We start from the raw sequence: 16,838 nt of genomic DNA, 5'->3' as shown, positions 1-16,838 counted from the left end.
GCACCCCTGATAAGGGTGAGGTCGGCAGTTCGAATCTGCCCAGACCCACCAATTTTGTGTGGGAAACACCTGTAGAAATACGGGGCCATAGCTCAGCTGGGAGAGCGCCTGCCTTGCACGCAGGAGGTCAGCGGTTCGATCCCGCTTGGCTCCACCACTACTGCTTCTGAAGTTTGAAAGCTTAGAAATGAGCATTCCATCAGATGATGATGAATGTTGATTTCTAGTCTTTGACTAGATCGTTCTTTAAAAATTTGGGTATGTGATAGAAAGATAGACTGAGATCCACTTTCACTGGTGGTGATCAGGCTAAGGTAAAATTTGTGAGTTCTCTTAGTTGAGAAATTCGAATTTTCGGCGAATGTCGTCTTCACAGTATAACCAGATTGCTTGGGGTTATATGGTCAAGTGAAGAAGCGCATACGGTGGATGCCTTGGCAGTCAGAGGCGATGAAAGACGTGGTAGCCTGCGAAAAGCTTCGGGGAGTCGGCAAACAGACTTTGATCCGGAGATGTCTGAATGGGGGAACCCAGCCATCACAAGATGGTTATCTTGCACTGAATACATAGGTGCAAGAGGCGAACCAGGGGAACTGAAACATCTAAGTACCCTGAGGAAAAGAAATCAACCGAGATTCCCTTAGTAGTGGCGAGCGAACGGGGACTAGCCCTTAAGTGGCTTTGAGATTAGCGGAACGCTCTGGAAAGTGCGGCCATAGTGGGTGATAGCCCTGTACGCGAAAGTCTCTTAGTCATGAAATCGAGTAGGACGGAGCACGAGAAACTTTGTCTGAATATGGGGGGACCATCCTCCAAGGCTAAATACTACTGACTGACCGATAGTGAACTAGTACCGTGAGGGAAAGGCGAAAAGAACCCCGGAGAGGGGAGTGAAATAGATCCTGAAACCGTATGCGTACAAGCAGTGGGAGCAGACTTTGTTCTGTGACTGCGTACCTTTTGTATAATGGGTCAGCGACTTATTTTCAGTGGCGAGCTTAACCGAATAGGGGAGGCGTAGCGAAAGCGAGTCTTAATAGGGCGTCTAGTCGCTGGGAATAGACCCGAAACCGGGCGATCTATCCATGGGCAGGTTGAAGGTTAGGTAACACTGACTGGAGGACCGAACCGACTACCGTTGAAAAGTTAGCGGATGACCTGTGGATCGGAGTGAAAGGCTAATCAAGCTCGGAGATAGCTGGTTCTCCTCGAAAGCTATTTAGGTAGCGCCTCATGTATCACTGTAGGGGGTAGAGCACTGTTTCGGCTAGGGGGTCATCCCGACTTACCAAACCGATGCAAACTCCGAATACCTACAAGTGCCGAGCATGGGAGACACACGGCGGGTGCTAACGTCCGTCGTGAAAAGGGAAACAACCCAGACCGTCAGCTAAGGTCCCAAAGTTATGGTTAAGTGGGAAACGATGTGGGAAGGCTTAGACAGCTAGGAGGTTGGCTTAGAAGCAGCCACCCTTTAAAGAAAGCGTAATAGCTCACTAGTCGAGTCGGCCTGCGCGGAAGATGTAACGGGGCTCAAACCATACACCGAAGCTACGGGTATCACGCAAGTGATGCGGTAGAGGAGCGTTCTGTAAGCCTGTGAAGGTGAGTTGAGAAGCTTGCTGGAGGTATCAGAAGTGCGAATGCTGACATGAGTAACGACAATGGGTGTGAAAAACACCCACGCCGAAAGACCAAGGTTTCCTGCGCAACGTTAATCGACGCAGGGTTAGTCGGTCCCTAAGGCGAGGCTGAAAAGCGTAGTCGATGGAAAACAGGTTAATATTCCTGTACTTCTGGTTATTGCGATGGAGGGACGGAGAAGGCTAGGCCAGCTTGGCGTTGGTTGTCCAAGTTTAAGGTGGTAGGCTGAGATCTTAGGTAAATCCGGGATCTTAAGGCCGAGAGCTGATGACGAGTTGCCTTTAGGCGACGAAGTGGTTGATGCCATGCTTCCAAGAAAAGCTTCTAAGCTTCAGATAACCAGGAACCGTACCCCAAACCGACACAGGTGGTTGGGTAGAGAATACCAAGGCGCTTGAGAGAACTCGGGTGAAGGAACTAGGCAAAATGGCACCGTAACTTCGGGAGAAGGTGCGCCGGTGAGGGTGAAGGACTTGCTCCGTAAGCCCATGCCGGTCGAAGATACCAGGCCGCTGCGACTGTTTATTAAAAACACAGCACTCTGCAAACACGAAAGTGGACGTATAGGGTGTGACGCCTGCCCGGTGCCGGAAGGTTAATTGATGGGGTTAGCTAACGCGAAGCTCTTGATCGAAGCCCCGGTAAACGGCGGCCGTAACTATAACGGTCCTAAGGTAGCGAAATTCCTTGTCGGGTAAGTTCCGACCTGCACGAATGGCGTAACGATGGCGGCGCTGTCTCCACCCGAGACTCAGTGAAATTGAAATCGCTGTGAAGATGCAGTGTATCCGCGGCTAGACGGAAAGACCCCGTGAACCTTTACTATAGCTTTGCACTGGACTTTGAATTTGCTTGTGTAGGATAGGTGGGAGGCTTTGAAGCGTGGACGCCAGTTCGCGTGGAGCCATCCTTGAAATACCACCCTGGCAACTTTGAGGTTCTAACTCAGGTCCGTTATCCGGATCGAGGACAGTGTATGGTGGGTAGTTTGACTGGGGCGGTCTCCTCCTAAAGAGTAACGGAGGAGTACGAAGGTGCGCTCAGACCGGTCGGAAATCGGTCGTAGAGTATAAAGGCAAAAGCGCGCTTGACTGCGAGACAGACACGTCGAGCAGGTACGAAAGTAGGTCTTAGTGATCCGGTGGTTCTGTATGGAAGGGCCATCGCTCAACGGATAAAAGGTACTCCGGGGATAACAGGCTGATACCGCCCAAGAGTTCATATCGACGGCGGTGTTTGGCACCTCGATGTCGGCTCATCACATCCTGGGGCTGAAGCCGGTCCCAAGGGTATGGCTGTTCGCCATTTAAAGTGGTACGCGAGCTGGGTTTAGAACGTCGTGAGACAGTTCGGTCCCTATCTGCCGTGGACGTTTGAGATTTGAGAGGGGCTGCTCCTAGTACGAGAGGACCGGAGTGGACGAACCTCTGGTGTTCCGGTTGTCACGCCAGTGGCATTGCCGGGTAGCTATGTTCGGAAAAGATAACCGCTGAAAGCATCTAAGCGGGAAACTTGCCTCAAGATGAGATCTCACTGGAACCTTGAGTTCCCTGAAGGGCCGTCGAAGACTACGACGTTGATAGGTTGGGTGTGTAAGCGCTGTGAGGCGTTGAGCTAACCAATACTAATTGCCCGTGAGGCTTGACCATATAACACCCAAGCAATTTGACTACTCGAAAGAGCATCAGATTGCGGTGTGTGAAGACGCAATGAACCGAAAGTTCGATGCTCACAAAACACCGAAAACTATCCCATACCCAATTTGCTGAAGCGAGGCCAGCCGGCCACGAGTCAGTACCCGAATTTCTTGACGACCATAGAGCGTTGGAACCACCTGATCCCATCCCGAACTCAGAAGTGAAACGATGCATCGCCGATGGTAGTGTGGGGTTTCCCCATGTGAGAGTAGGTCATCGTCAAGATTAAATTCCGAAACCCCAATTGCGAAAGCAGTTGGGGTTTTGTTTTGCCCGCAGGAAAGTTTTTGCTCGCGTCAGCGAACAAATTTGCACAGTTATTTTCGAATCAGAACACTAGAATAGATCCCAACTTTTTCGGAGTCAGAGCCCTTATGTCAGATTCGGTTGACACCCCCGGGCTGTCAGATTTACCGCTGGATGACTTGGTGGCCTGCCATGAGTGCGATCTGCTGATGCGCAAGCCCGAGCTTGCCCACGGCGAAAAAGCCCTCTGCCCACGCTGCGGTTACGAACTGTATGCCCACCGCCATAACGTGGTGCAGCGCAGTCTTGCCTTGGTCATTGCCGCACTGCTGCTCTACGTGCCGGCGAACTTTTTACCCATCATGCAGCTCAATGTTCTCGGGCAATCGTCGCAGGACACTGTCTGGAGCGGCGTTATCGGTCTGTTCAATACCGATATGCGCGGCGTTTCAGTCGTCGTATTCCTTTGCAGCATGGCGATTCCGCTGCTGAAACTGCTGTGTCAGTTGATCGTGCTGCTGACGATCCGTTTCAACATCGGTCGTAGCTACGGCCTGTTGCTCTACCGCATTTATCACCACCTCAAAGACTGGGGCATGCTTGAGGTCTACCTCATGGGTGTCCTGGTCGCAATCGTCAAACTGGCGGACATGGCGGCTATCACCGTGGGCCTCGGTCTGGCGTGTTTCATCGGCTTGTTACTGGTTCAGGTCTGGCTTGAAGTGGTGATGTCACCGCACCAGATCTGGCAGGCGTTATCAGGAGAAGATGCCCATGCGGGCGATTGATGCGGGCATTCTGATCTGTACGGAATGCCACGAACTGAACAGACAGGATGCCGACAGCGATGTGCAGACTTGCACTCGGTGCGGTGCGCTGGTTCATGCGCGGCGCCCGAACAGTCTCGCGCGTACCTGGGCGTTGCTGATCACGGCGGCGATTATCTACATCCCCGCCAACGTACTGCCGATCATGACAGTCAGCTCTCTGGGGCAGGGTGATCCGAGCACGATCATGTCCGGCGTCATCCAGCTGGTACAGCACGGCATGATTCCGATCGCTGCCTTGGTGTTCATCGCCAGTATTTTGGTGCCGACATTCAAATTGGTGGGCATCGCGCTGTTGCTGTTTTCGGTACAGCGCCGTCAGCCGTTGTCCGCGCGCCAGCGGATCTGGATGTACCGCTTCATCGAGTTCATAGGCCGCTGGTCCATGCTCGATATTTTCGTGATCGCCATTCTGGTGGCGGTCGTCAACTTCGGCCGGCTTGCCAGCGTCGAAGCCAATCTTGGCGCCATCGCCTTCGCCAGTGTGGTGATCCTGACGATGCTCGCCGCTGTCACTTTCGATCCCCGACTGATTTGGGATAACACGGAGTCGGACGCCGACCATGACTGATTTGCCTGTAGCGAAAACCCGACCGGCTTCTAACTGGTCTGCCATTTGGGTACTTCCCCTTATTGCCCTGATCATCGGCGGCTGGCTGGGATGGCGTGCCTACACCGAAACCGGCATCGAGATTCAGGTGCGTTTCGAAAGTGGTGAAGGCATCCAGGCCAACAAGACCGAAGTCGTCTACAAAGGCATGTCCGTCGGTAAGGTCAAAGCCCTCAAGCTCGATGACGAAGGTGGCACCAAAGGTGTGATCGCCACTATCGAGATGAACAAGGATGTCGATCAGTACCTGAAGACCAGCACTCGTTTCTGGCTGGTCAAGCCAAGCGTGACCCTAGCCGGGATCACTGGTCTGGAAACTCTGGTTTCGGGTAACTACGTCGCCATCAGCCCGGGCGAAGGCGAGCCGACTCGCAAGTTCAAGGCCCTGGCCGAAGAGCCACCGCTATCGGATTCCAAGCCCGGTCTGCACTTGACCATCAAGGCCGATCGCCTCGGTTCGTTGAATCGTGGCAGCCCGGTTTTCTACAAACAGATCAAGGTCGGCCAGATCAAAAGTTATGTGCTGTCGGAAGACCAGAGCACGGTCGAACTCAAGGTATTCATCGAACCGACCTACGCCAAACTGGTGCGCAAACACACCCGTTTCTGGAACGCCAGCGGCATCAGCATCGACGCCAACCTGTCCGGCGTGAAAGTGCGCAGCGAATCTCTGGCCAGTATCGTCGCCGGCGGCATCGCCTTCGCCACCCCGGAGAACCGCAAGGACAGCCCGCCCACCGACCCGAGCCTGCCGTTTCGCCTCTATGAAGACTTCGACGCGGCCGCCGCCGGCATCCGTGTGAAGGTCAAACTCAGCGATTTCGAAGGCCTGCAGGCCGGGCGTACCCCGGTGATGTACAAGGGCATTCAGGTCGGTAACCTGAAAGCGCTGAAGATCGATCCGGACCTGTCCAGCGCAACCGCCGAGCTGACCCTCGATCCGCTGGCCGAAGACTATCTGGTCACCGGCACGCAATTCTGGGTAGTCAAACCTTCGATCTCCCTGGCAGGCATTACCGGTCTGGAAGCGTTGGTAAAAGGTAACTACATCGCGGTCCGTCCGGGCGACAAGGGTGGTGCGCCACAACGTGAATTCGAGGCCCGGCCAAAAGCGCCGCCGCTGGATCTGCGCGCACCCGGCCTGCACCTGGTGCTGTTCACCGACACCCTCGGTTCGATCGATGTCGGCAGCCCGATTCTCTACAAGCAGGTCAAGGTCGGTTCGGTGCAGAGCTATCAGTTCTCCAAGACCCGCAAGCAACTGGTGATCGGCGTCCACATCGAGAAGGAATACGAAAACCTGGTCAACGCCTCGACCCGGTTCTGGAACGTCAGCGGCGTCACGTTGACTGGCGGTCTGACCGGCGGCATTCAGGTCAAGAGTGAATCGTTGCAGACTCTGATGGCCGGCGGCATCGCCTTCGAAACGCCGCAAGCCAAGGCACCGCTGCAAAAACGCATTCCACGCTTCCGTCTGTTTGCCAACCATGATGAAGCGAATCAGAAAGGCGCTGTCGTCACCATCAAGGTCGATCGCGCGGACGGTCTGCGCAGCGGCACCCCGGTTCGCTTCAAGGGCCTGGACGTCGGCAAGATCGAAAGTGTCGACCTGACCGATGATCTGCAATCAGTGATCCTCACCGCACGCATCACTGAAGTGCCGGAGAAAATTGCCCGGGTCGGCAGTCAGTTCTGGGTGGTCAAACCGGAGTTGGGGCTGATCAAGACCTCGAACCTGGAGACCCTGGTCACCGGCCAGTACATCGAAGTGCAACCGGCGGCCAAGAACCTCGGCCCGCAGAAGAACTTCGTGGCCCTGGCCAATCCACCAGAGGTGACCAAGCAAGAGGCTGGTTTGAGTCTGGTATTGAGCGCTGCTCGTCGTGGCTCGCTGAAACCGGGTGTGCCGGTCACCTACCGCGAGATCACCGTGGGCAAAGTCACCGGTTACGAACTGGGCCAGACAGCGGATCGCGTGCTGGTGCATATCCTGATCGAACCGAAGTACGCGCCACTGGTGCGTAGCGGCAGTCGCTTCTGGCACACCAGCGGCGTCGGTTTCGATATCGGCTTGTTCAAAGGCGTGACCATGCGTACGGAGTCGCTTGAAACAGTGATTCAGGGCGGTATCGCCTTCGCCACCCCGGACGGCGAGAAGATGGGCAATCCGGCCCGCGCCGAACAAACCTTCCCGCTGTTCGACAAGTTCGAAGACGAGTGGCTGAACTGGGCGCCGAAAATCCCCCTCGGCAAATAATCCCGCCCAATGAAAAGGGCCGCGATCCAAAATGGATCGCGGCCCTTTTTTGTACCCGTCAGTTACGCATCAAACCGCATCCAGCTCCGGCTCGTCCGCTTCGACATTGATCGTGGCCTTCACCACATCGTGGCGGCGGATGTACTTCCAGTCCGCCTCGTCGATGTAGATACCGGCCGGGCCGCTGCCACCTTCCAGGTCGATGGCGACACTGGCGCAGACCTGCGGCTTCACGCTCGCCAGAATCGGCACGAAGCCCAGTTGCAGGCTGGTCTCCAGCAGGGCGGCCTGGTTCTTCTCGTCGATGTCCGCCGCCTCGTCGAGGTAGTACGGCAGACGCACGCGACCGGCCAGGTCGCGGTCCATCAGGTGCAGCAACAAATACATGTTGGTCAGTGCCTTGATGGTCATCGTGGTGCCGTTGGACGCCGCGCCGTCGATGTCGGTGTGGATCACCGGCTGGCCGTTGACCTTGGTGATCTCGAACGCCAGTTCGAACAAGTCCTTGAGGCCGAGCTGGTTGTGGTTTGCCGCCACCAGCCGTGCCAGGTATTCCTTGGCCTCTTCGTTCTTGTTGTCCTGTTCCGCACTTTGGCTCAGGTCGAACACCGACAGGGTTTCGCCTTCTTCGTACTGACCGGCGCTGTGGATGATCTGGTCGATGTGCTTGAGGGCTTCCTTGTTCGGTGCGAGCACGATGCGGAAGCTCTGCAGGTTGGACACCTGACGCTTGTTGATCTCGCGGTTGAACAACGCCAGTTGGTGCTCGAGGCTGTCGTAGTCGCTGCGAATGTTGCGCAGGGTTCGGGCGATATCGGTCACGGCTGCACGACGGGCCTTGCCGAGGGTCAGGGCTTCGTCGGTACGGTGCGCGTAAGCGTTGATCAGCAACGACAGGCGGCGCTCCATGTCGTCTTCGCTGTCGAACTTGGCCACGCCCTTCAGGCGTACCTGCGCGTACAGCGCTTCAATCTGACCGTCGGCACGCAGCAGGCCTTGCCAGCTGTCCTGATAGTCGTTGAGCAGCGGCAGCAGGTTGTCCATCGAGTCGTCGACCGGATCCATGAACGGCGTACCGAACGGCAGGTCTGCCGGCAACAGCTGGCGGCGACGCAGGGCGTCGTCGAGGGTGCGCTGCTTGGCTTCCATGTCGGCGATCTGCCGCCCGACCAGTTGCAGCTTGGCCGACAGTTGCTGGACGCGCTCGGTGAACGCATCGCTGGAACGCTTGAGTTCGTCCTGCGCGGCCTCCATCTGCGTCAGTTGCTCGAGCTTGTCGCCTTCTTCGGCGCTCAAGGTCTGGGTGCGACGGAAGTCTTCCAGCGCCTTCTGCGCATCCAGTACCTGCTGGTACAGCGCTTCGGTCTGGGTCTTGCTCGCAGCGCGGTCGGCGGCTACGGCTTGTTGGGTCTTGAGTTGCTTGAGCTCTTTTTCCAGGCGTTCTTTCTGATCGCGCAGCGCGGCACGGTCGGCCAGCGCTTGCAGCGCCGGTGGCTCGATGTGCGAGATGTCGATCGACAGGCCCGGCACTTCGAAACGCTCACCCTTGAAACCGTCGAGGATCAGCTCGACCGACTTCACCCATTCGCCATCCTCGTCGAGGGTGATGCCATGTTCGCCCAGCGGCAGGCTGAACAGCGCGCTGTTGAACAGGCGCATCAGGCGTTCGACGTCTTGTTGCGAGAACTCTTCGCGCAGGCGGGCGTAGCTGTTGTTGTCGGCGTGATCGAGTTGCTGCTTCACCGACTTCAGGCGTTTTTCCAGATCGCGAAGACGTTCTTCCAGATCCTCGGCGCTGAACTGACGGGACTGCGCCAGTGCACCGGCCAGTTCATCGTGAGCGTCCTTGGCCGCCAGCAGTTGCTGCTCCAGCACCTTGACGTCATCGACCAGTGCAAAGCGGTTCTTCAGTACAGACAGTTCGCCAAGCCAGCGCTGGATGCCGGAGATTTCCCGTTCCAGACGCATCAGTTCCTGAGTGCCACCCCGCTGATCGTTTTGCAGGTCGTCCTGCTCGCGGCGGTAGTGTTCGGCCTGAATCGTCAGCTCTTCCTTGCGGGCCGTGGCGTAGTCCGACCACGTGCCGAGCAGTGAGTCGAGCAGCGGCGACAGGCGATGCAACTTGCCGCGCAGCACGTCGCGCTGTTTCACGCCGTTGGCCAAGGCTTCGACCAACGGGCCGGCGGCCACCAGCGAGTTGTAGTCCTGTTCCATGCGACGCACATCGCGGAAGGCTTCTTCGCACGCCGCGATGTAGTCGACGCTGCCGGAACGCAGGCTGTGTTCGAAGGCATCGAGGAACAGCTGCTTGAGCTTGGCTGCGGTGATTTCGCGCATGTGCAACAGGTTGATGAACAGTGCGCGGAAGGTCTTCAGACTCTGCTCGCTGGTGGAGCGCAGTGGAATCAGGGTCAGATCCAGCGGGATCGACGTGTGACCGCCCACCAGCAAACGACGCAGTTCATCAGGCTTGAGCTCGTAGGCTTTCAGGCCTTCCTTCTCAAGGTTGCTGAACAGTTCTTTCTGACGCAGGCAGGTGTCGTTTTTCTGGTAATGCGCCAGATCCAGCTTGCCGGCGTAGGCAAAGAACTGGTGCCCGAAACCGCCGCCCGGGCCGCGGCCGACCACACCAATCACGTGCGGGCCGTGAGGCAGGTTCACTTCGACGAGGATATAGCTGGTGTCGGATGCAAAGTAGAACCGCCGGGATTGTTCCAGGCTGTACTTGCCGAAACTCATGTCCGACATGCGCGCCAGGATCGGGAACTGCAAGGCGTTGATCGAGGCGGATTTACCGAGGTTGTTCGCGCCGTAGACCGACAGTGGTTCTTCCAGCGGGAACAGGCCGAGGCTGTAACCGGCGGTGTTCAAAAGGGCAAAGCGGCGGATGCCGTAGCGTTCCTGGCTCATGCGTCGGACTCCTGTTCTTCGGCAATGGCGCGGGCCAGTGCGTCTTCTTCGCTCTCTTCCTCAAATTCGGAAAGATCGAGCGGGTCGTCGGTGGCGAGAAATTTGGCCTCGGCGGCTTCGTCGATCAGCACCGGTGCCGGCAGCGGCAGAACGCTGTGGACGCTGGCCGCCAGATCGCGGTCCTGCTGCACCGACAGGCATACGTCGAGGAAGCGGTGCATCGGCGGCAGGAAACGGTACACGCCGTTTTCCTCGCTGGCGAAGCCGAGCTGGGTCATGCGGCGCATGATCTTTTCTTCCAGCTCTTCAACGGTCTGCACTTCGGCCTGGATGAACAGGTCGCGGTACTTTTCCAGCAGCGATGGCAGTTCTTCGCGGCCGAGGCTGCCGCCGTCGAGCACGGCGATCGGATCGCGGCCCTGATCGGCCAGATGCTCGACGAGGATGAAAGTGAACAGCGCCAGACGCTGAGCGGTCTTGTTCACCGCTGCGGCAGCCATGTCCGGCACGAAGTAGTAGAAACCACGGGTGTCGCAGACCAGTTCAAAACCCAGTGCCTTGAACAGCGTGCGGTACTGGTCCTGGAAATTCGACAGTTGTGCATACAGCTCAGGATCACGGCGGCTGACGTGGTAACCCTTGAACAACTCGCGGAAGATCGGCGCCAGTTGCGACAGTTCGGAAAGATCAAGATGCATTAGACGTACCTGCAGAGAGGGTGCTCGCAGAATCCTCGGTGGCGTCGCCGGCCGAGAGCAGGGCGAAGGAGCGCAGACTGACCTGGTGCTCCTGAGTGTGGTATTCGCGGCGTTCCAGACGCTCGCGCTTGAAGCGTTTTTCCCGCGACAGGCGCGAGAACCAGTAAAGCAATTCGTCGGTGGCGCCGTCCGGTTCCTGCTCCAGCAGCCAGGTCATCAGATCCGGCATTGGCAGGGACTCTTCGCAACGGTCGACCATTTCGCGCACGGTGCGCGGTGCACGCGGCGCATCGCCGGTCTTTTGCGACTTGTGCGCCTTGGGGAAGCGCGCCGGTTTCGGCTCGAAACGGGCCAAGGCGTAGACGTAGGCTTCAACCTGACTGGCGCTGCCGAGGAAGGTGCTTTGCGGCCGGGTGAACAGCGGCATCGCGGCTTGCGGCACGGCGTCGATGCCTTTGCGGCGGATCGCCGCCAGCGCCAGAGCAGCACCACGGGTCACGGCGTTGTGTCGGCGCGCTTCTTCACGCAGCGGCAGCAGCAGTTCCCGGGCGTGGCGCAGGGTCAACTGGGCGCTGGTCTGCATCTCCAGGATGCGCGCGTGAGTACGCAGCAGCATGTCGTCATCGACCAGATGGCCGAGGCGCTGCTGTTCGCTAAGCATCTTCAGCAGCACAGTTTCGACCTTGCGCACGCCTTGTTCGAAGGCGCCGTCGGCGTTCACCAGATCGATCATTGGCTCGACGTATTCGTCCCAGGTCGCCAGTACTTCGGCGTAACGCTGACGCAGCGGGATCTGCCGGTCGCTGGTCTTGGCCCGTTCGGCCACGGCCACCAGCGCCTGTTCGTCGTTGTCGAGTTTCTTCAGAACGTCGCGCACGCGCATGTCGAGCAGGCGCAGCTGACGGGCCAGATCATTGCCGTCACGAACGTCGAACGCGTCCTGGATATATCCGGCCAGACGCTCGAGGTGGCGCAGATACGCTTCGATCTCCAGGCACAGGCCCAGTCGGTGTTCCCTACGCAGGTAGGCGAGGAAGTCATGAATCTGCGCGTTCAGCTCGAAACGGTTCGGGCTTTTCGCCACGGGAACCAGAATGTCGAGGCGGATCCACACGTCGAGCAGGCTGGTGATGTCCTGCGGCGTGCTGTCCAGTTGTTGGGCGGCCAGTTGCGTGCGCAGTTCGTTGAGGCTCAGGGTGCCCTGGTCGAAGTGCTCGCACAGTGGCTCCAGAAGTGCCCAGTGTTCAGCGAGGGCGCGCAAGACGCGCTTGGGTTCGATCATCGGAATGGCCGGCTGGTTGGCGATTAAAAGCCGCGATTGTACTGCATCGCGGACGATGCGATTCACTCTCGGGACGGGCTGTCGCTTTTTCTGAGTGAAGAGCAGCGTTCAAGACTATCGATCAACCGCAAGCGATCTTGAGCGAAGGGCGGTAGAATCAGCGCACTTCAGTTATCCACAAGTGGCCGACCCTTGCTAATCGAGTCCCGCCGCCGCGCCTATTTGAACGCCATGCAGGTGGTCAACTGGCTGCCGCGCACCGAATTGCCCTTCGCCGCTCCGTCGCGGCCCGAGCTACTGGAGCCGCTGGCGCCAGAGCCCGAGGTTACGCCATCCATCGCACCGGCATCCCCGGCTGAGGCGCCGGCTCAGCCGGCTGCGCGTGTAGCCGAGCGGCCGAAGATCGAAGTCCCGCGACCGACGCCCGCCAGCGGCCGCCCTGCTGCCAAACCGGTGGAGGAAGCCGAAGAAGCGCCAGTAGTCGCACGGCCGGCGCCGGTGCCGCCACCGCGTTTCGCCCTGCAATTGCTGCGTGCCGGTCGTTGCCTGTTGCTGGTGGAGTTACCCACCGGCGAATCGTTCCAGAGCCGGGATCCTGCCTATCTGTTGCTCAAGGACATGCTGCGGGCCGCCGGTTTGCCGGATGCGCCGCAGATCGTCGGCGATCCGGTGCGTTGGCCACTGCTGGTACGCGGCACCATGGATCAGGGCCCGGATGCTGCCCGGGATTTCGTCCAGGGTTTCCTTTCGGTGCAAATGGAGACGTCTCCGTGCGCCTGCCTTTGGCTGATCGGTCTGCCAGCGTTGCGCTTTGCCGGTGAGAAGGACGCCGAGGCGTTCAACAGTGAATTGCAGATCGAGGGTCTTGGCCTGGCCTGGGCCGTGCCGGGACTGGAATTGTTGATGGAAGAGCCACAGCGCAAAGCCGCCGTGTGGCAAGCCATGCGTCGGCTGATGGCGCGCTGGAAAGAATCGAATGAGTGATGCTGTAACCTTTCGTCCGATGGTCGAAGCCGATCTGGACGCTGTGCTGAAAATCGAATTCGCGGCCTACAGCCATCCCTGGACGCGCGGTATTTTTCTCGACGGGCTGGGCAAATACCAGATCTGGTTGATGTTCGAAGGCGAGCAGCAGGTCGGCCACGGGGTGGTGCAGATCATTCTGGATGAGGCGCACCTGCTCAACATCACGGTCAAGCCGGAGAATCAGGGGCGCGGCCTGGGGCTGACATTGCTCGAATACCTGATGTCGCGTGCCTATGCGGCCGATGCTCGGGAGTGTTTTCTGGAAGTGCGCGACAGCAACACAGCGGCGTTCCGCCTCTACGAGCGCTACGGTTTCAATGAAATCGGCCGTCGTCGCGACTACTATCCGGCGGTGGGCGGGCGTGAAGACGCTGTGGTCATGGCCTGCACTTTGGTTGACTGACCGCCAGCAGAAGCTGCCTCAACCCGAGGCAGCTTCTAACGAACATTTCAGCGTTTGCCGTCCATCGGATCTCGACGCGCCATTTCCGCTTCATCCAGCCCGTCGCTGCCGCCAATGTCGTCCTCATCGACAATGCTCAAATCCCAATCCGCCTGATTGCCTGACCCCAACTCATCGGCATCCCGGGCGCCGTCCTCATGAATCAGGGTTTCCGGGCTCAGGTCATCGTCGGTCGGCTCATGATCAGCCACTGAAGCACCGGTCAGGCCCGCCTCCCGTACCCGCTCGCGAGGCATCCGTTGCTCACGCTCACGTTCCGGCAGTTCATCGCCGATCTTCGCACTGGGCTGTTCGTCGTCGAAATCCAGCTCATGCACCGATCCCATGCGGTCTTCGTTATCATCGATGGGTTCCGGCTGCACCGCGTCGAAGGGACGTCGTGAATCAGTCATGGCACTTCCTCATACTGTGGGCCTTACTGAGGTGGACTCACTGGGCACGCGAGAAATTCCAACGAAATCACTTGCGATCTTTTCGTGACCCCGACGGACGGTTGTCTGTCATAGCAGCGCATCTTTCTTGAGGCCTTACAGCATGCATGACTTACAAGACCTGATTGATAACAACGAGCGTTGGGCTGACGCGATCACCAAGGAAGACCCGGATTTCTTCGCCAAACTGGCCCGCCAGCAGACGCCTGAATACCTGTGGATCGGTTGCTCCGACGCGCGGGTTCCGGCCAACGAAATCGTCGGCATGCTGCCGGGCGATCTGTTCGTTCATCGCAACGTCGCCAACGTAGTGCTGCACACCGACCTCAACTGCCTGTCGGTGATCCAGTACGCCGTGGACGTGCTCAAGGTCAAACACATCCTGGTCACCGGCCACTACGGTTGCGGCGGTGTGCGGGCGTCGATGCAGGATCGCCAGTTCGGTCTGATCGATGGCTGGCTGCGGTCGATTCGCGATCTGTATTACGAAAAGCGCGAAGAACTCGCCAAACTGCCGACTGAAGAAGAACAGGTCGATCGCCTGTGCGAGCTCAACGTGATCCAGCAAGTGGCCAACGTTGCTCATACCAGCATCATCCAGAATGCCTGGCATCGCGGGCAGAGTCTGTCGATTCACGGTTGCATCTACGGCATCAAGGATGGCCGCTGGAAGAGTCTGAACACGACGATCAGCGGTTTCGAGCAACTGCCGCCGCAATACCGTCTGCGGCCGGTCGGCGCACCTTGATTCTCTGTTCAGCCTAAACCTTGCCTCCGCCAGGCTTGTAAATAACGCTGGCCTTCAAGATTGGGTGTTTCGTCGTAGCCGGTGATCCATCCACGGCAGCGTGAGCATCCGCAATCGCAGGCGAACTGCCGTAGCAGTTTGTCTTCGGTTGCGGTGTAATCCACGGTCAGCCTTTCCCCCGCAGCAATGTCGCGCAATGCCCACAGCCATAACTCGCTCATGTCGAGAAAGGTGTTCGGATCGCAAGAGTGCTCAAGTGCACCGCAAAAGCGTGAATCGTAAAGATGGATGCCGGCCAGCAGTTGTCGGGTCTGCCGGCAGCGATAGGGCAGCAATTGCCCCGAAACCCGGCACATTCGGGTGATACGCAGGAATTCTCGGCGGGCGACGACGGCGACGGGCATGGCATGGTTGTCGTGAACCATTTCAAAGTCGGCCCGGGAAGGAAACCCGAGGCGAACGGGAAGACCGGTGAAAGGGTAAATGCCTTCGGTATCGCGCGGGGCGTGAGCTTGCAGTGTGTGAGTGTTCATCACGTTCCTTGTCAGTCAGGTGTCGCGATTCCCGAGACTGACATCCTGTCAGTCCAGTAGTCGTACTTTGGATCCAATAGTTTCGTAAGTCACACTTGCGGTCTACTGTCAGATCTGACAGGCGAAATAGGCGCATTCCCGAGTCAGCCAAGGCTGACACGGGAATTTCACGCGCGGGTTCAGAGGTGGGGAGTCGGTGCGGCCATGGCCGGGAGCGGATCTTTCAGCTGTTGCAACTGGGCCTTGATCGGCGTGGTGGCGCACTTGGCGGCGGCCTGTTCGGCGGTCAAGTTGCGGATCGAGGTGTAGAACAACTCGCAAGTCTTGACCTTCTGCGTCACTTGCCAGGTCTGGGTGCAACTGTTCAGCAAGGTTTTCGGGTCGGTACCCGGCTTGCTGCCCATGCCGGCCTGCCAGCAGGCGGCGCTCAAGTCCTGGCCCATCACTTTCAGCCCCGCCGCGTCAGCCTTGGCCTGGGCGTCGTCACCGGTGTAGCTCTTGGGATCGGCGGCGTACCAGATGTAGCTCGGGTGGTTGGAACCCAGTACTGGCACGTTCACCCCGGCGCTCGGAGTGATGGTTGCCAGGCCCAGAACATCCACGGTCTGCCCGTATTGTTTCTTGATCCAGTTACGCACCGGTGCACCGAAGGCCACCATCGGCAGGGCAGCACCGCTGGCGCTGACGCTGACCTGTTTGACCATGCTGGTCTGGTAATCCTTGAAGTAGTCGTAGACGCCTTCAAGGTCGCTGCCGGCGCTGGCGGGGGCGGCAATCGGTGCGATGTCGACGATGGTCTGGTAACCCGGCGTCTGGTCGGCCGGGATGCCGTTGTCGGTCAGCAGCGCGGCCCAGCGGTCGGTGGTGTTGGAGCGCAGGTAGTCCTGAGCCTGGGTCAGCGAGTAATCCGGCGGGAAGTGCAACAGTTCGACGCTTTTACGGTTTTCCAGGGCCATGCCCAGCGGCAGGAACAAATACCAGCTGTACGCCCATTTGCCATCGGCGTTGAGCTTGCTGGCGCCGGTGTAGGCCAGGTCGCCGGCATCCAGCAGCGCAGTCAGCGGCTTGTCGTAGCCTTTCGGCACACCGCTGATCTCGGCGTAGATCTGACCGTTGTCGTTCTTCACCAGCACCTTGGCGCCGGCGTAGCCATCGCGCTGCACGCTTTGGCTCAGGTAGTGGGCGACGGTCTGCTCAAGCGTCCAGTTGCGAAAGCAGATCACGCTGCAATTGTTGGGATAAGCGAAGAGGCGGGTGACGCGTTCGGTGCTGCCCAGTTTGAGGTCGACATCGGCGTGGGCGGCTGCGCTCAATGTGAGCGCAGCGAGGGTGAGTCCTGCGAGTTTGAACATGCTCAGATCCTTTTCAGCGTGGGTTCCCCGTTGCTCGGGTGCGCCACATATTGGATCAGCCGGGTGATGGCGAGAAGCCGTCAGCCGCAGTTTTTTGAGCTGTACCGCAGGACC

12 protein-coding genes, 2 tRNA genes and 2 rRNA genes (1 of these 16 cut by a window edge) are annotated in these 16,838 nt (G+C 58.5%); 10 read left to right on the top strand and 6 right to left on the bottom strand.

Annotated elements, in window-relative coordinates:
• From NH234_RS25270 to NH234_RS25240, 7 genes are all read left to right on the top strand, one after another.
• Positions 1–51 (top strand) — tRNA-Ile (locus NH234_RS25270); it begins 26 nt to the left of the window's first position.
• A 30-nt stretch (positions 52–81) separates the two neighbouring features.
• Positions 82–157 (top strand) — tRNA-Ala (locus NH234_RS25265).
• A 245-nt stretch (positions 158–402) separates the two neighbouring features.
• A 23S ribosomal RNA gene (locus NH234_RS25260) occupies positions 403–3,293 on the top strand.
• Between the two features lie 157 nt (positions 3,294–3,450).
• Positions 3,451–3,566: ribosomal RNA gene (gene rrf / locus NH234_RS25255) — 5S ribosomal RNA — on the top strand.
• 149 nt (positions 3,567–3,715) lie between these two features.
• Complete coding sequence (locus NH234_RS25250) at positions 3,716–4,375, top strand: paraquat-inducible protein A (RefSeq protein WP_085733587.1); 660 nt, start codon at positions 3,716–3,718, stop codon at positions 4,373–4,375.
• A complete protein-coding gene (locus tag NH234_RS25245) occupies positions 4,362–4,985 on the top strand; it encodes a paraquat-inducible protein A (protein ID WP_367254628.1) in 624 nt (207 codons plus the stop codon). Before NH234_RS25250 ends, NH234_RS25245 begins: the two co-directional genes overlap by 14 nt.
• On the top strand, positions 4,978–7,281 hold the full coding sequence (locus NH234_RS25240) for an MlaD family protein (RefSeq protein WP_367254626.1): 2,304 nt from the start codon (positions 4,978–4,980) through the stop codon (positions 7,279–7,281). Before NH234_RS25245 ends, NH234_RS25240 begins: the two co-directional genes overlap by 8 nt.
• Positions 7,282–7,350: 69 nt before the next feature.
• Here the strand turns inward: NH234_RS25240 and mksF are convergent, their stop codons facing one another.
• From mksF to mksB, 3 genes are read right to left on the bottom strand one after another with little or no spacing between them, the layout of a single operon-like run.
• Positions 7,351–10,191 (bottom strand): Mks condensin complex protein MksF, encoded by a 2,841-nt coding sequence (gene mksF / locus NH234_RS25235; protein WP_367254624.1) that lies wholly within the window; start codon positions 10,189–10,191, stop codon positions 7,351–7,353.
• Complete coding sequence (gene mksE / locus NH234_RS25230; protein WP_007951764.1) at positions 10,188–10,889, bottom strand: Mks condensin complex protein MksE; 702 nt, start codon at positions 10,887–10,889, stop codon at positions 10,188–10,190. Before mksE ends, mksF begins: the two co-directional genes overlap by 4 nt.
• Positions 10,879–12,171 (bottom strand): Mks condensin complex protein MksB, encoded by a 1,293-nt coding sequence (gene mksB, locus NH234_RS25225; protein ID WP_170929660.1) that lies wholly within the window; start codon positions 12,169–12,171, stop codon positions 10,879–10,881. Before mksB ends, mksE begins: the two co-directional genes overlap by 11 nt.
• A 231-nt stretch (positions 12,172–12,402) precedes the next feature.
• Here mksB and NH234_RS25220 point away from each other — a divergent pair, with 231 nt between their 5' ends.
• Positions 12,403–13,155: an energy transducer TonB gene (locus NH234_RS25220; protein ID WP_085733592.1), complete on the top strand. Its 753-nt coding sequence runs from the start codon at positions 12,403–12,405 to the stop codon at positions 13,153–13,155.
• Positions 13,148–13,600, top strand: coding sequence for a ribosomal protein S18-alanine N-acetyltransferase (rimI, locus tag NH234_RS25215; RefSeq protein ID WP_085709267.1), 453 nt, complete (start codon positions 13,148–13,150; stop codon positions 13,598–13,600). Before NH234_RS25220 ends, rimI begins: the two co-directional genes overlap by 8 nt.
• Positions 13,601–13,647: 47 nt before the next feature.
• On the opposite strand, the gene NH234_RS25210 is transcribed toward rimI, so the two are convergent.
• Positions 13,648–14,052: a serine kinase/phosphatase gene (locus NH234_RS25210; RefSeq protein WP_085733593.1), complete on the bottom strand. Its 405-nt coding sequence runs from the start codon at positions 14,050–14,052 to the stop codon at positions 13,648–13,650.
• 142 nt (positions 14,053–14,194) lie between these two features.
• Between NH234_RS25210 and can the strand changes: the two genes are divergently transcribed.
• A complete protein-coding gene (gene can, locus NH234_RS25205) occupies positions 14,195–14,839 on the top strand; it encodes a carbonate dehydratase (RefSeq protein WP_007951756.1) in 645 nt (214 codons plus the stop codon).
• Positions 14,840–14,847: 8 nt separating this feature from the next.
• Here can and NH234_RS25200 read toward each other — a convergent pair whose 3' ends face one another.
• Together NH234_RS25200 and NH234_RS25195 are read right to left on the bottom strand one after the other, a co-directional pair.
• On the bottom strand, positions 14,848–15,372 hold the full coding sequence (locus tag NH234_RS25200; protein ID WP_085733594.1) for an SET domain-containing protein-lysine N-methyltransferase: 525 nt from the start codon (positions 15,370–15,372) through the stop codon (positions 14,848–14,850).
• A 179-nt stretch (positions 15,373–15,551) separates the two neighbouring features.
• Positions 15,552–16,724 (bottom strand): hypothetical protein, encoded by a 1,173-nt coding sequence (locus NH234_RS25195; protein WP_085733595.1) that lies wholly within the window; start codon positions 16,722–16,724, stop codon positions 15,552–15,554.
• Between the last annotated feature and the right edge of the window lie 114 nt (positions 16,725–16,838).

It is taken from the genome of Pseudomonas sp. stari2, assembly GCF_040760005.1.
Taxonomy (GTDB): Bacteria; Pseudomonadota; Gammaproteobacteria; order Pseudomonadales; family Pseudomonadaceae; genus Aquipseudomonas.
This window is presented reverse-complemented; position numbering and strand designations above follow the sequence as displayed.